The sequence below is a fragment of the Streptomyces chromofuscus genome (genome assembly GCF_015160875.1).
GTDB classification, from domain to species: Bacteria; Actinomycetota; Actinomycetes; order Streptomycetales; family Streptomycetaceae; genus Streptomyces; species Streptomyces chromofuscus.
In genome coordinates, this window is record NZ_CP063374.1 from 6739093 (window position 1) to 6753517 (window position 14425).

General features: G+C 70.8%; 12 protein-coding genes. 1 reads left to right on the plus strand and 11 read right to left on the minus strand.

Features of this window, described 5'->3' with window-relative positions; genetic code table 11:
* Nucleotides 1-412: 412 nt before the first annotated feature.
* Nucleotides 413-1486 carry an ADP-ribosylglycohydrolase family protein gene (locus IPT68_RS30285; RefSeq protein WP_189699806.1) on the minus strand — a complete coding sequence of 358 codons (1074 nt, stop codon included), beginning with the start codon at nt 1484-1486 and terminating at the stop codon, nt 413-415.
* Nucleotides 1487-1655: 169 nt separating this feature from the next.
* Between IPT68_RS30285 and IPT68_RS30290 the strand changes: the two genes are divergently transcribed.
* A complete protein-coding gene (locus IPT68_RS30290) occupies nt 1656-2804 on the plus strand; it encodes a glycerate kinase (RefSeq protein WP_189699805.1) in 1149 nt (382 codons plus the stop codon).
* Between the two features lie 99 nt (nt 2805-2903).
* Here the strand turns inward: IPT68_RS30290 and IPT68_RS35255 are convergent, their stop codons facing one another.
* From IPT68_RS35255 to IPT68_RS30340, 10 genes are all read right to left on the minus strand, one after another.
* The gene (locus IPT68_RS35255) at nt 2904-3233 is read right to left on the minus strand and encodes an aldo/keto reductase (RefSeq protein ID WP_189699973.1); all 330 of its coding nucleotides are present in this window, start codon (nt 3231-3233) and stop codon (nt 2904-2906) included.
* A 113-nt stretch (nt 3234-3346) separates the two neighbouring features.
* Nucleotides 3347-4129 (minus strand): CDP-diacylglycerol--serine O-phosphatidyltransferase, encoded by a 783-nt coding sequence (pssA, locus tag IPT68_RS30300; protein ID WP_189699972.1) that lies wholly within the window; start codon nt 4127-4129, stop codon nt 3347-3349.
* Nucleotides 4130-4187: 58 nt separating this feature from the next.
* A complete protein-coding gene (locus IPT68_RS30305) occupies nt 4188-4844 on the minus strand; it encodes a phosphatidylserine decarboxylase (protein ID WP_189699804.1) in 657 nt (218 codons plus the stop codon).
* 171 nt (nt 4845-5015) lie between these two features.
* Nucleotides 5016-6221, minus strand: a complete 1206-nt coding sequence (locus IPT68_RS30310) for an acyl-CoA dehydrogenase family protein (protein ID WP_189699803.1) — start codon at nt 6219-6221, stop codon at nt 5016-5018.
* Nucleotides 6222-6223: 2 nt separating this feature from the next.
* On the minus strand, nt 6224-6736 hold the full coding sequence (locus IPT68_RS30315; RefSeq protein WP_189699802.1) for a MaoC family dehydratase: 513 nt from the start codon (nt 6734-6736) through the stop codon (nt 6224-6226).
* A gap of 5 nt (nt 6737-6741) precedes the next feature.
* Entirely contained in the window at nt 6742-7704 is a 963-nt protein-coding gene (locus IPT68_RS30320; protein ID WP_189699801.1) for an HpcH/HpaI aldolase/citrate lyase family protein, read from the minus strand.
* The gene (locus IPT68_RS30325) at nt 7701-9728 is read right to left on the minus strand and encodes a protein meaA (RefSeq protein ID WP_189699800.1); all 2028 of its coding nucleotides are present in this window, start codon (nt 9726-9728) and stop codon (nt 7701-7703) included. The genes IPT68_RS30320 and IPT68_RS30325 overlap by 4 nt, the downstream gene beginning before the upstream one ends.
* A gap of 10 nt (nt 9729-9738) precedes the next feature.
* Nucleotides 9739-11076 carry a crotonyl-CoA carboxylase/reductase gene (gene ccrA, locus IPT68_RS30330; RefSeq protein ID WP_189699971.1) on the minus strand — a complete coding sequence of 446 codons (1338 nt, stop codon included), beginning with the start codon at nt 11074-11076 and terminating at the stop codon, nt 9739-9741.
* 419 nt (nt 11077-11495) lie between these two features.
* Entirely contained in the window at nt 11496-12305 is an 810-nt protein-coding gene (locus IPT68_RS30335; protein WP_189699799.1) for a TetR family transcriptional regulator, read from the minus strand.
* Nucleotides 12306-12465: 160 nt separating this feature from the next.
* Nucleotides 12466-14271 carry a 3-hydroxyacyl-CoA dehydrogenase family protein gene (locus tag IPT68_RS30340; RefSeq protein WP_189699798.1) on the minus strand — a complete coding sequence of 602 codons (1806 nt, stop codon included), beginning with the start codon at nt 14269-14271 and terminating at the stop codon, nt 12466-12468.
* Nucleotides 14272-14425 lie beyond the last annotated feature (154 nt).

The following is a 14425-nucleotide window of genomic DNA, read 5'->3' on the forward strand; positions in this document are numbered from 1 at the left end:
CGAGGGCGTTCGACGGCCCGTCGGGCCGTTGCTTGCGCCGCTCGTGCTGCTGGTCGGGCCGCCTGGCAAAGGGGGGCGCCCGGCCGTGACGCCCCGGCCCGCTTGCCGCGCCTGCCCGGTTCGCCTGCCGCGCCTGCCCGGTTCGCCGGCCGCGCTTGCCCGGGTCCGCTTGCCGTGCCTGCCTGGGTTCGCCCGCCGCGCTGCCCTGGCCGTCGAACGCGCCGCCGAGGGCGTTCGACGGCCCGTCGGGCCGTTGCTCGCGCCGCTCGTGCTGCTGGACGGGCCGCCTGGCAAAGGGGGCGCCCGGCCATGACGCCCCGGCCCGCTTGCCGGGCCGGCCCGCACCCGGTCGTCCCGAACGCGCAGCCCGCCCCAGCGCCAAGCCCTGCCCAGCCGCCCCCGAACGAACCCCTCAGGCCTCCGCCTGTGTCAGGCGCAGGGTTCGTTCCGCCAGTTCGCTGATGCGGACGCCGTCGAAGCCGAAGACCGCGCTGCGGACCGTGTCCTCCAGCGGGTCCTTCCACTGCCCCGGGATCGCCTCCGCCCCGGTCAGCACGCCGGCCACCGAACCCGCCGTGGCACCGTTGGAGTCGGTGTCCAGGCCGCCGCGGACGGTCAGGGCGATGGTGCGGGTGAAGTCGCCGTCGCCGTACAGCAGCCCGGCGGTGAGCACGGCGGCGTTCGGGACGGTGTGGATCCAGCCCAGCCCGGCGGTCTCCTCGGCCACCGTGGTGAGCGTGTCCTCCCACGGCATGCGGGTCTCGTGCAGCGCGACGACCCGGCGGACCGTGCGGGCCAGACGGCTGCTCGCCGGGACGACGGCCAGCGCCTCGTCCAGCGCCTGCCGGATCGTGGGCGCGGTGAACGCGGCCGAGATCAGCGCCGCCGCCCACATGGCGCCGTAGACGCCGTTACCGGTGTGCGACAGCACCGCGTCCCGGCGGGCCAGCGCGGCGGCGCGGCGGGGCGCGCCGGGGCAGGTCCAGCCGTAGATGTCGGCGCGGATCAGGGCGCCGATCCACTCCTGGTACGGGTTGTCGTACGTCGCCGTCAGCGGCGGCTTGAGGCCACTCGCCAGGTTCCGGTACGCCGCCCGCTCGGCCGTGAAGGTCTGCAGGTACGGCAGCCGCAGCAGCCACAGGTCGCCGACCTGCTCGGTGCTGAAGCCGAAGCCGTGCGTCTCCAGCAGGTCCAGGCCGAGGATCGCGTAGTCGACGTCGTCGTCGCGGCAGCTGCCGTGGATACGGCCGCGGACGCACTGGCGCCACTCCGGGCGCAGCTCGATGGCGCCTCCGCCGGGCGGCGGCTCGGGGAGGTAGTCGGTGAGGGGCAGCGCGGAGGTCTGCCGCAGGTAGTCGTCGATGCGGTCCCGCGTCCACAGGTCGCCCTGCTCGACCGGTTTGCCGAGCATGTTGCCCGCGATCCGGCCCAGCCAGCCCCCCAGGACGCGGTCGGCGAGCTCTGGCTCAGTGCCCACAGGGGTCATAGCTCCGGTCTACCCATTTCCGGCCGTCATCACAGACCGTCCTCATCCGGTTGCCCGGGGATCCCAGGGACCGGGCGGGGCATGACGGCGGGGGCGTCCTGCGGTTAAGGTCGCAGCGGCGCGACTGGCTCTGACGTGCGCGGGGCCCGGAAAGCGAGGGGAAGACAAGGTGGCTGACGCTGTGGACGGTGCCCGCGGGGTACTCATCGCCGCGGACAAGTTCAAGGGGTCGCTGACGGCCGTACAGGTCGCCGAACGGGTGACGGCCGGGCTGCGCCGTGTCGTGCCGGACCTCGCCGTGGAGGCGCTGCCCGTGGCCGACGGCGGCGACGGGACCGTGGACGCGGCGGTCGCGGCCGGGTTCGAGCGACGCGAGGTACGGGTCGCGGGACCCCTCGGCGACGAGGTCACGGCGGCGTTCGCGCTGCGCGGCGGCACCGCGGTCGTGGAGATGGCCGAGGCGAGCGGGCTGCAGCGGCTGCCGGAGGGGGTCTTCGCCCCGCTGACGGCCTCCACGTACGGGTCCGGCGAACTGCTGCGGGCCGCCCTCGACGCCGGCGCGCGCACGATCGTCTTCGGGGTCGGGGGCAGTGCGACCACCGACGGCGGCGCGGGCATGCTGGCCGCGCTCGGGGCGCGGTTCCTGACGGCCGACGGTGAGCCGGTGACGCCGGGCGGCGGAGGCCTCGGCGAGCTGGCGTCCGCCGACCTGTCGGGGCTCGACGCGCGGCTCGCCTCGGTCGAACTGGTGCTGGCCAGCGATGTCGACAACCCGCTGACCGGGCCGAAGGGCGCGCCCGCGGTGTACGGGCCGCAGAAGGGGGCCTCGCCGGACGACGTGGCGACGCTGGACGCGGCGCTGGGGCACTTCGCGAAGGTGCTGGAGGAGGCCGTCGGGCCCAAGACGGCGGAGTACGCCGGAGCGCCGGGCGCCGGTGCGGCCGGCGGCATCGGGTTCGGCGCCATGCTGCTCGGCGCGCGCTTCCGGCCCGGGATCGAGGTCATGCTCGACGTTCTGGGCTTCGCGCCCGCACTGGAGCGCGCGGACCTGGTCATCACGGGTGAGGGCTCGCTGGACGAGCAGACCCTGCACGGCAAGGCCCCCGCGGGCGTCGCCGCGGCGGCGCGGGCGGCGGGCAAGGAGGTCGTCGCCGTGTGCGGGCGGCTCACGCTGACCCCCCAGGCCCTGGAGGGGGCAGGGATCCGGCGGGCGTACCCGCTGACGGAGATCGCGCCCGACGTGGCGACGGCCATCGCGGAGGCCGGGCCGCTCCTGGAGCGGACGGCGGAGCGGATCGCACGGGACCACCTGCTCTGAGGCCCTGCCCAAAGGCCGGGTTCACCTCGCGTTCCGCCGCCCCGCCCGTCCCTGCGGTCCGCGCCGGGCAGGTCACGGTCGGCCGCCGCCGGGCCCGGGTCATGTGCCGGGCAGGTCCCCGATGCCGTCCAGTTCCGCCCTGGCCTGCGGCGGCAGGTCCAGGTCGGCCGCCGCCAGGTTCTCCCGCAGGTGGGCCACCGACGACGTCCCCGGGATCAGGGCGACCGCCGGGGACCGGTGGAGGAGCCAGGACAGGGCTACCTGCTGCGGGGACGCGTCAAGCGACGCGGCCACCCTCGGCTGCGCCATCCGCAGGCCAGACCTCGGCCTGCACTCGGACAAGCTCTCCGTCGACGGTGCCGACGGCCTCGTCCTGGTCGTCTTCCCCGCCGCCGAACCCGGCAGCCGCAGCGCCGAGCTGCTCACCATCCTCGGCAGCCTCAGCGCCCCGCGTCGTGAGCGGCCCGCGCACGAGCCGGCCCACGAACAGTGAAGGGCCCCGAACCGCAGCGGTCCGGGGCCCTTCCTCAACGTGTCTCCGCCTACGGCAGCTGCGCCGCCCGCGCCTCGCGCCGGTTGTCACGGAAGTTGTTCACCCGGCGGGCCGTGGCGAACAGGGGGATCACCGCTCCCATGACCAGCTGCAACGCGCACCCCGTCTGCAGCAGCAGCTGGCCGCTGGGGGCGCCGAGGGCCCAGGCCACCAGCATGCCCATGCTCAGCACGATCCAGGCGAGCATCGCGCCGGCCAGGCGGCCCCGCGGCTTGGGGTACTCGACGCGGCTCACCATCAGCCACGCGGTGCCCAGGATCGCCAGCAGCGTCGCCGCGAAGGGCAGCTCCAGCAGCACGATCGCCACGACGGTCAGCGCGCCGAAGGGGCTCGGCATGCCCTGGAACATGCCGTTCGTCGGCGTCACGCAGGAGAATCTCGCCAGCCTCAGTACCACGGCGAGCAGCACGACGATCGCGCCGACCGCCGCCACCCGCTGGTGCGCGTCGTCGGCGACCATGCCGTAGACCAGGACGAAGTAGGCCGGGGCCAGGCCGAAGCTGATCAGGTCCGAGAGGTTGTCCAGCTCGGCGCCCATGGGGGAGGAGCGCAGCTTGCGCGCGACCAGTCCGTCGAACAGGTCGAAGACCGCGGCGCAGAGCATGAGGATGACCGCCGTGGCCGCGCTGTGGCGGGCCATGCCGGTTTCCTGGCTGCCGGTGAGGTGCGGGATCAGGATGCCGGTGGTGGTGAAGTACACCGCCATGAAACCGCAGGTGGCGTTGCCCAGAGTGAGGGTGTCCGCTATCGACAGGCGCAGAGAGAGGGGCATCTCCTCCTCTTCGTCCTCCACCGCCGCCTCCGGGACCCAGCCCGGCTGCGTCCCGGGATCAGTCACGGTCAATGCGAGTCACCCCAGCCACGGTCTTCTGGCCGACCTCCACCGCGACCTCTACGCCCTCCGGCAGGTACAGGTCGACGCGCGAGCCGAAGCGGATCAGGCCGATCCGCTCGCCCTGCTCGACCTTCGTGCCCTGCGGGATGTAGGGGACGATGCGGCGGGCCACGGCGCCGGCGATCTGGATCATCTCGATGTCACCGAGCTCGGTGTCGAAGTGCCACACGACCCGCTCGTTGTTCTCGCTCTCCTTGTTGAAAGCGGGAACGAAGCCGCCCGGGACGTGCTCGACCGACGTCACGGTGCCGGCCAGGGGGGCGCGGTTGACGTGGACGTTGAGCGGGCTCATGAAGATCGCGACGCGGGTGCGTCCGTCCTTCCACGGCATGATGCTCTGCACCACACCGTCGGCCGGCGAGATGACCCGGCCCTGGGCGATCTCGCGCTCGGGGTCGCGGAAGAACCACAGCATCCCCGCGGCGAGCGCGGTGGCGGGAACGGCGACGGCCTTGGCCGCGCCGGAGCGGCGGGCGCGGGCCAGGCTGAGGGCTGCGGTGGCGACGGTCGGCAGAAGCCACGGCGATGCTCCGCGCGCGAGGCGTACGCCGACCAGGCTGTCGCGAGGTGCAGAGGTTTGGCTGTGGGGCATGGATGACCTTCGTAGCGGATGATGCCGCGCTCTGACGGGGGACGGCGGCTTTCCGGCGATCGTAGCGGCTAAGCGCCACAACTGGGTAAGCCAGGAAGCCGAGTCGGCGGCCGAAGAGTGCCTACGGGGTGTGATCTTCTTCTCGAAGAAAGCACCCCGCTTCCGGACATGTCAGCCCTGGAACCGATACTCTTCGAGCAGCCTCCGCCCAATGATCATTTTCTGGATCTCGGCGGTACCTTCACCGATCAGCAGCATCGGGGCCTCGCGGTAGAGACGCTCGATCTCGTACTCCTTCGAGAAGCCGTAGCCGCCGTGGATCCGGAAGGCGTCCTCCACGACCTCCTTGCAGTACTCGGAGGCGAGGTACTTCGCCATCCCTGCCTCGAGGTCGTTGCGCTCCCCGGAATCCTTTTTGCGCGCAGCGTTCACCATCATGGCATGCGCGGCCTCCACCTTGGTAGCCATCTCGGCCAGCTTGAACTGGATCGCCTGGTGCTGCGCGATCGGCTTGCCGAACGTGTGACGCTGCTGGGCGTACTGGACGCCGAGCTCGAACGCACGCTGAGCGACGCCACAGCCACGCGCCGCCACATTGACGCGGCCGACCTCCACGCCGTCCATCATCTGGTAGAAGCCGCGTCCGGTGACCCCGCCGAGCACGCGATCCGCGGGAACCCGCAGGCCGTCCATGATGAGCTCGGTGGTGTCGACGCCCTTGTACCCCATCTTGTCGATCTTGCCGGGGATGGTCAGACCGGGGCGGACCTCACCGAAGCCGGGCTCCTTCTCCACCAGGAAGGTGGTCATCGACTTGTGCGGCGCGGTGCCCTCCGGGTGACCTTCGTCACTTCGCACCAGAACGGCGACGAGGGACGACGTCCCTCCGTTGGTCAGCCACATCTTCTGACCGTTCAGGACGAACTCGTCCCCGTCCCGGACGGCCTTCGACGTGATGGCCGACACGTCCGAGCCCAGACCCGGCTCCGACATGGAGAAGGCGCCGCGGATCTCGCCGGCCGCCATCCGGGGCAGGAAGTGGTCCTTCTGCTCCTGCGTGCCGTGCTGCTTGAGCATGTACGCCACGATGAAGTGCGTGTTGATGATGCCGGACACCGACATCCAGCCGCGGGCGATCTCCTCGACGCACAGGGCGTACGTCAGCAGCGACTCGCCCAGGCCCCCGTACTCCTCGGGGATCATCAGGCCGAACAGGCCCAGCTCCTTGAGGCCGTCGACGATCGCCTGCGGGTACTCGTCGCGGTGCTCCAGCTCCGTGGCGACCGGAATGATCTCCTTGTCCACGAAGTCCCGGACGGTGGACAGGATCTCCTGCTGGATGTCGGTCAGACCGGCGGTCTGGGCGAGTCGCGCCATCGCTACTTCCCCTGTTCCCTCAGCTCGGGGCGGCCCGGCTGCTCGCCGCCGCGCTCCTTGATGTACGTCTCGGTGGGGACCATCACCTTGCGGCGGAACACGCAGACCAGCGTGCCGTCCTGCTTGTACCCCTTGGTCTCGACGTGGACGATGCCGCGGTCGTTCTTCGACTTCGACGGCCACTTGTCGAGCACGGTCGTCTCGCCGTAGATCGTGTCGCCGTGGAAGGTCGGCGCCACGTGCTTGAGCGACTCGATCTCCAGGTTGGCGATCGCCTTGCCGGAGATGTCCGGGACGGACATGCCGAGCAGCAGGGAGTAGACGTAGTTCCCGACGACGACGTTCCTGCCGAAGTCCGTCGTCTTCTCCGCGTAGTTGGTGTCCATGTGGAGCGGGTGGTGGTTCATGGTGAGGAGGCAGAACAGGTGGTCGTCGTACTCGGTGACCGTCTTGCCCGGCCAGTGCTTGTACGTCGCCCCGACCTCGAACTCCTCGTAGGTGCGTCCGAACTGCATGGCCGTCACGCCTCCGGGGTCTCGAAGGTGCTGGTGCGCCGCATGCCGGCGGCGCGTCCCTTGCCCGCGATGACCAGGGCCATCTTGCGGCTGGCCTCGTCGATCATCTCGTCACCGAGCATCGCGGAGCCCTTCTTGCCGCCCGCCTCGGACGTGTAGTAGTCGTACGCGTCCAGGATCAGCTCGGCGTGGTCGTAGTCCTCCTGGGAGGGCGAGAACACCTCGTTGGCCGCCTCGACCTGCCCCGGGTGCAGCACCCACTTGCCGTCGAAGCCGAGCGCGGCGGCGCGGCCGGCCACCTCGCGGAAGCCGTCGACGTTCTTGATCTGCAGGTAGGGGCCGTCGATCGCCTGGAGGTCGTTGGCGCGGGCGGCCATCAGGATCTTCATCAGGATGTAGTGGTAGGCGTCCGCCGGGTAGCCGGGCGGCTGCTCGCCCACGACCAGCGACTTCATGTTGATCGACGCCATGAAGTCGGCCGGGCCGAAGATGATGGTCTCGATGCGCGGAGAGGCCTGCGCGATCTCGTTGACGTTGTTCAGGCCCTGCGCGTTCTCGATCTGCGCCTCGATGCCGATCCGGCCGACCTCGAAGCCCATCGTCTTCTCGATCTGCGTCAGCAGCAGGTCCAGCGCGACGACCTGCTGGGCGTTCTGGACCTTCGGCAGCATGATGCAGTCCAGGTTCGGACCCGCGCCCTCGACGACCGTGACGACGTCGCGGTACGTCCACTCCGTCGTCCAGTCGTTGACGCGTACGACCCGGGTCTTGCCCGTCCAGTCGCCCTCGTTGAGGAACTTGACGATGGTGTGCCGCGCCTCGGGCTTGGCGAGCGGGGCGCACGCGTCCTCCAGGTCCAGGAAGACCTGGTCCGCCGGGAGGCCCTGCGCCTTCTCCAGGAACCGCGGGTTCGAGCCCGGTACGGCCAGGCAGGAACGCCGGGGGCGAAGGCGGTTGACGGTCGTCATGCGGGGACCTCCAGGGGGTCGAGCTTGTTCGCTTTGCGGATCTCGTCGACGATCCGGCCGATGATCCCGGTGATGTCGAAATCCTTCGGAGTGAAGACCGCGGCGACTCCCGCGGCCCGCAGCTGTTCGGCGTCACCATTCGGGATGATGCCACCGGCGATCACCGGTATATCTGTGGCACCGGCCACACGAAGTCGCTCCAGCACGTCGGGCACCAGCTGGGCGTGCGAGCCGGAGAGGATCGACAGGCCCACGGCGTGCACGTCCTCCGCGAGGGCCGCGTCCACGATCTGTTCGGGCGTCAGCCGGATGCCCTGGTAGACCACCTCGAAGCCGGCGTCACGCGCGCGGACGGCGATCTGCTCGGCGCCGTTGGAGTGCCCGTCCAGGCCCGGCTTGCCGACCAGGAAGCGCAGCTTGCCGACGCCCAGGTCCCGAGCCGTCAGCTCCACCGTGCGGCGCACCTCGGACAGCGCGCCGCCCTGCTCGGCGGCGACCACCACCGGCGCCGACGACACGCCCGTCGGCGCGCGGAACTCACCGAACACCTCGCGCAGCGCCCCGGCCCACTCGCCGGTCGTGACCCCGGCGCGGGCGCACTCCAGGGTGGCCTCCATCAGGTTGCCGGTGCCCTTGGCGGCCTCCTTCAGCCGTTCCAGCGCCTTGCAGGGGCGGGGGTGGTTGAAGGGCGGCTGGTACCGGGTGTCGCGCCAGTTCTGCAGCGAGGCGACGACCCGGGCCTCGACCGCCGGGTCGACCGTCTGGATCGCGGTGTCCAGGTCGGCGGTCAGCGGGTTCGGCTCGGTCGTCTCGTGGATGTTCACGCCGACGATCTTCTCCTCGCCGGACTCGATGCGCGCCCGGCGCTCCGCGTGCGAGGCGACCAGCTGCGACTTGAGGTAGCCGGACTCGACGGCCGCCATCGCGCCGCCCATCTCCTGGATGCGGTCGATCTCGGCGAGGGACTCCTCGACGAGTTCGCCGACCTTCGCCTCGATCACCTTCGAGCCCTCGAAGATGTCGTCGTACTCCAGTAGGTCGCTCTCGTGTGCGAGCACCTGCTGGATGCGCAGGGACCACTGCTGGTCCCAGGGGCGGGGCAGGCCCAGGGCCTCGTTCCAGGCGGGCAGCTGCACGGCACGCGCGCGTGCGTCCTTCGAGAGCGTCACGGCCAGCATCTCCAGGACGATGCGCTGGACGTTGTTCTCCGGCTGCGCCTCCGTCAGGCCGAGGGAGTTCACCTGGACGCCGTAGCGGAAGCGGCGCTGTTTGGGGTTCTCGATGCCGTACCGCTCGCGCGTGATCTGGTCCCAGATCCGCCCGAACGCCTGCATCTTGCACATCTCCTCGATGAAGCGGACGCCCGCGTTCACGAAGAAGGAGATACGGGCCACGACGTCCCCGAACTTCTCCTGGGGGACCTGCCCCGAGTCGCGCACGGCATCGAGAACCGCGATCGCGGTGGACATCGCGTACGCGATCTCCTGCACCGGCGTGGCGCCCGCCTCCTGCAGGTGGTAGCTGCAGATGTTGATCGGGTTCCACTTCGGGATGTGGGAGACCGTGTACGCGATCATGTCCGTGGTCAGCCGGAGTGAGGGCCCCGGCGGGAACACGTGCGTCCCCCGCGAGAGGTATTCCTTGACGATGTCGTTCTGGGTCGTGCCCTGGAGCTTGGTGATGTCCGCGCCCTGCTCCTCCGCGACGACCTGGTAGAGCGCCAGCAGCCACATGGCCGTGGCGTTGATGGTCATCGAGGTGTTCATCTGCTCCAGGGGTATGTCCTGGAACAGCCGGCGCATGTCACCGAGGTGCCCGATCGGCACGCCGACCCGGCCGACCTCGCCGCGGGCGAGGATGTGGTCGGAGTCGTAGCCGGTCTGCGTCGGCAGGTCGAACGCCACCGACAGACCCGTCTGCCCCTTGGCGAGGTTGCGCCGGTACAACTCGTTGGACGCCTCGGCCGTGGAGTGACCGGCGTACGTGCGCATGAGCCACGGCCGGTCCTTCTGACGCTCAGTCATGCATCGCTCCTCAGACGTTCCGGAAGCGGTTGATGGCGTCGAGGTGCTTGGCGCGCATCTCGTGGTCGCGCACGCCCAGGCCCTCCTCGGGCGCCAGGCACAGCACGCCGACCTTGCCCTGGTGGGCGTTGCGGTGGACGTCGTGGGCGGCCTGGCCGGTCTCCTCCAGCGGGTAGACCTTCGACAGTGTCGGGTGGATCTTGCCCTTGGCGATGAGGCGGTTGGCCTCCCAGGCCTCGCGGTAGTTGGCGAAGTGGGAGCCGATGATCCGCTTCAGCGACATCCACAGGTAGCGGTTGTCGTACTCGTGCATGTAGCCCGAGGTCGAGGCGCAGGTGGTGATGGTGCCGCCCTTGCGGGTGACGAAGACGCTCGCGCCGAAGGTCTCGCGGCCGGGGTGCTCGAAGACGATGTCGATGTCCTCGCCGCCGGTGAGTTCGCGGATGCGCTTGCCGAAACGCTTCCACTCCTTGGGGTCCTGGGTCTGCTCGTCCTTCCAGAACCTGTAGCCCTCGGCGTTGCGGTCGATGATCGCCTCCGCGCCCATGGCCCGGCAGATGTCGGCCTTCTGCTCGCTGGAGACGACACAGACCGGGGTGGCGCCACCGGCCAGCGCGAACTGCGTGGCGTAGGAGCCGAGGCCACCGGAAGCGCCCCAGATGAGGACGTTGTCGCCCTGCTTCATCCCGGCGCCGTTGCGGGAGACCAGCTGCCGGTAGGCGGTGGAGTTCACCAGGCCCGGCGCGGCGGCCTCCTCCCACGACAGGTGGGCGGGCTTGGGCATCAGCTGGTTGGACTTCACCAGCGCGATCTCGGCGAGGCCGCCGAAGTTGGTCTCGAAGCCCCAGATGCGCTGCTCCGGGTCGAGCATGGTGTCGTTGTGGCCGTCGCTGGACTCCAGCTCGACGGACAGGCAGTGCGCGACGACCTCGTCGCCGGGCTTCCAGGAGTTGACGCCCGGGCCGGTGCGCAGGACGACGCCGGCCAGGTCGGAGCCGATGATGTGGTACGGCAGGTCGTGGCGCTTGGTGAGCTCGCTGAGCCGGCCGTAGCGCTCCAGGAAACCGAAGGTGGACAGCGGCTCGAAGATCGAGGTCCACACCGAGTTGTAGTTCACCGAGGAGGCCATGACGGCCACCAGGGCCTCGCCGGGGCCGAGCTCCGGCACCGGCACCTCGTCCAGGTGGATCGACTTGCGGGGGTCCTTGTCGCGGGTCGCGAGGCCCGCGAACATCTCCGTCTCGTCCTTGTGCACGGTGATCGCGCGGTACGACTCGGGGAGCGGCAGAGCGGCGAAGTCGGCCGGCGTGGAGTCGGGCGACTGGATCGCGTCCAGGATGTCCTTCACGGTCACGGTGTTGCCTCCGGCGGTGAGCGTCCTCGAGGGAAGGGCGCTGAGGGTTACGTCGGTGCTGCTGAGGGATGAGGGTTGCCGTCGGTTCGGCGGGTGGTGCTCTGTCCGGCAGCGCTTTGTGGCGCGGGAGGTTGCCTGTGACGCAGGCGTCCGGGCGCGCAGGCCGTCGGCTTGCGGGGACAGCCGGCGTACGAGAGGTCGCTGCACGCCGGCCGCCCGGACAACATCAACGTATGGCACCCCGTGTCACCTGGCAAGGCACTGGGTGCCAGAAATTGCGCTCAGACGAAATCTTTACGTGACAAATGAGCGATGATCGATCGTATGGCGGTTCGGAACGCGGCGAAAAAGGGCCCTGACATGCCAAAACGGCCACCCGGGCAGGGTGGCCGTTGTCACAACGTCGCGGGCGCTCAGCGGTCCTTCAGGGCCGCCTCGATGGTCCGCATGACCTCGTCCAGCGGGGCGTCGGTGCGAGCGACCGTCACCAGCACCTCGCCCTGCGCGGAGACCGACGTAGGGGGCGGCTTGGGCGCCGTGGAGCGGCCTATCCCGATGCCTGCCCCGAACGTCTTGCGCACGATCGCGAAGGCGTGGTCCAGTTGTGCCTCCACGTCCCCCTGGCCGCCCGCGCGCAGCCAGCGCCGCAGGACGTGGTTGTGGGCGGTGACGACGGCGGACGCGGCGACCTCGGCCAGCAGCGGGTCGTCGTTGGCGTCGTCGTCGTGCGCGTGCTCGTCGAAGTGGCCCAGGAGATAGCGGGTGAACAGGCGCTCGTAGCGGGCCACCGAGGCGATCTCGGCCTCGCGCAGGGTGGGCACCTCGCGCGTGAGCTTGTAGCGGGCGACCGAGATCTCCGGCCGGGCCGCGTACATCTTCATGACTTCCTTGATCCCGCGGCACACCGTGTCCAGCGGGTGCTCGTGCGCGGGTGCCGCATTGAGCACCGCCTCGGCGCGGATCAGGGTGTCGTCGTGGTCGGGGAAGATCGCCTCTTCCTTGGAGCGGAAGTGACGGAAGAAGGTACGGCGGGCGACCCCGGCCTGGGCCGCGATCTCGTCGACGGTGGTCGCCTCGTAGCCCTTGGTCGCGAACAGCTCCATGGCCGCGGCCGCCAGTTCCCGGCGCATTTTGAGCCGTTGGGCGGCGGCGCGGCTGCCCGCGGCACTCTCCGGCGGGTCGGGCGTGGCTGGTGTACGTGAGGACTTGGCGGGCTGGGGCATGCCCTGAACGTACTGCATGCGCGCAGCTCGATGCGCAGGTCCGGGGTTTCCCCCGCCCCTGACGGGCGGGGGAGCGCCGCGCCGGGCGGCCGGGGCGCGGCTGCCCGGCTCCAGCAGCCCGCCCCATTCGTCGCCGGGCCTGAACCAGTCGCCGGGCCGGTCAGCGGCGGGCATATTCGCGGAAGCCGCGGCCCGTCTTGCGGCCGAGGCAGCCCGCGGCCACCAGGTGCTCCAGCAGGGGCGCCGGGGCCAGACCGGGGTCGCGGAACTCGCGGTGCAGGACCTTCTCGATGGCCAGCGAGACGTCCAGGCCGACCACGTCCAGCAGTTCGAAGGGGCCCATGGGGTAGCCGCCGCCCAGCTTCATCGCCGCGTCGATGTCGTCGAGGGACGCGTAGTGGTCCTGGACCATCTTGATCGCGTTGTTCAGATACGGGAAGAGCAGGGCGTTCACGATGAACCCGGCCCGGTCGCCGCAGTCGACGGCGTGCTTCCTGATCTTGACGCAGACCTCGCGGACCGTGGAGTGGACGTCGTCGGCCGTGAGCACCGTGCGGACGACCTCGACCAGCTTCATCGCCGGCGCCGGGTTGAAGAAGTGCATGCCGATGACGTCCCGCGGGCGCGAGGTGGCGCGGGCGCAGGCGACGACCGGCAGCGACGAGGTGGTCGTCGCCAGCACCGCGCCGGGCTTGCAGACCTTGTCCAGGGCCGCGAACAGCTGCCGCTTGACCTCCAGGTCCTCGGCGACCGCCTCGACCGCCAGGTCGACGTCGGCGAAGGCGTCGTACGAGCCGGCCGGGGTGATCCGGTCCAGCGTGCCCGCCGCCGCCTCCGCGGTCAGCCGGCCCTTGTCGACGGAACGCGACAGCGACTTTCCGATGCGGGCCTTGGCCGCCTGCGCCTTCTCCGCGCTGCGGGCGGCGAGGACCACCTCGTAGCCCGCCTTCGCGAACACCTCGGCGATGCCGGACGCCATGGTCCCGGAGCCCGCGACACCGACCGAGCGGACCGGCCGGCCCGGCGTGAGGTGCTCGCCGTCCCGCGGGGTCAGCGCGTCCGGCACGACGACGGCGCTGCCCGGAGCCTCGTAGGTGTAGAAGCCGCGGCCCGCCTTGCGCCCGGTCAGGCCCGCCTCGCTGAGCTGCTTGAGGATGGGCGCGGGGGCGTGCAGCCGGTCGCGGGAGGCGGCGTACATGGCGTCCAGGACGGTGCGCGCGGTGTCGATGCCGATCAGGTCGAGCAGGGCGAGCGGACCCATGGGCAGGCCGCAGCCGAGCCGCATCGCGGCGTCGATGTCCTCGCGGGAGGCGTACTTCGCCTCGTACATCGCGGCGGCCTGGTTGAGGTAGCCGAACAGCAGCCCGTCGGCGACGAAACCGGGCCGGTCGCCGACCGCCACGGGCTCCTTGCCCAGCTCGATCGCGAGGTCGGTGACCGCCGCGACGGCCTGCGGCGCGGTGAGCACCGAGGAGACCACCTCGACCAGCCGCATCGCCGGGGCCGGGTTGAAGAAGTGCAGGCCCAGCACGCGCTCAGGGCGGGCCGAGTCGGCGGCCAGGCGCGTGACGGACAGGGCGTTGGTGCCGGTCGCCAGGACGGTCTCCGGGCGCACGATGCCGTCCAGCTCGCGGAAGATCTGCTGCTTGATCTCGTACGACTCCGGCGCCACCTCGATCACCAGGTCCGCGTCGGCCGCGGCGCCCAGGTCGGTGGAGGTGCGGACGCGGGCGAGGGCCTGCGCGCGCTCCTCCTCGGTCAGGCGGCCGCGCTCGACCGCGCGGGCGGTGGAGGACTCCAGGGCGGCGACGCAGCGCACCACCTGGGCCTCGCTGATGTCGATGCCGACGACCTCGCGGCCGGCCTTGGCCAGGACTTCGGCGATGCCGGTGCCCATGGTGCCGAGGCCGACGACGGCAATGGTCTTGAGCGGGGACAGAGAGCTGTCGGACAGGGGAGTGGCCATCGCGGACTCCTGGAAATGAGGGTGACGACTGGGAACACGACCGGGTGCGCCGAGGGGCGCACCGGGTGCGTGCGGAGTGCGGGTGATGCCGGGCTGCAGGCGCACACGCCCGGTTGCCGTTGCCGCGGACGTGCACACGTCCGAGGTACGGGGA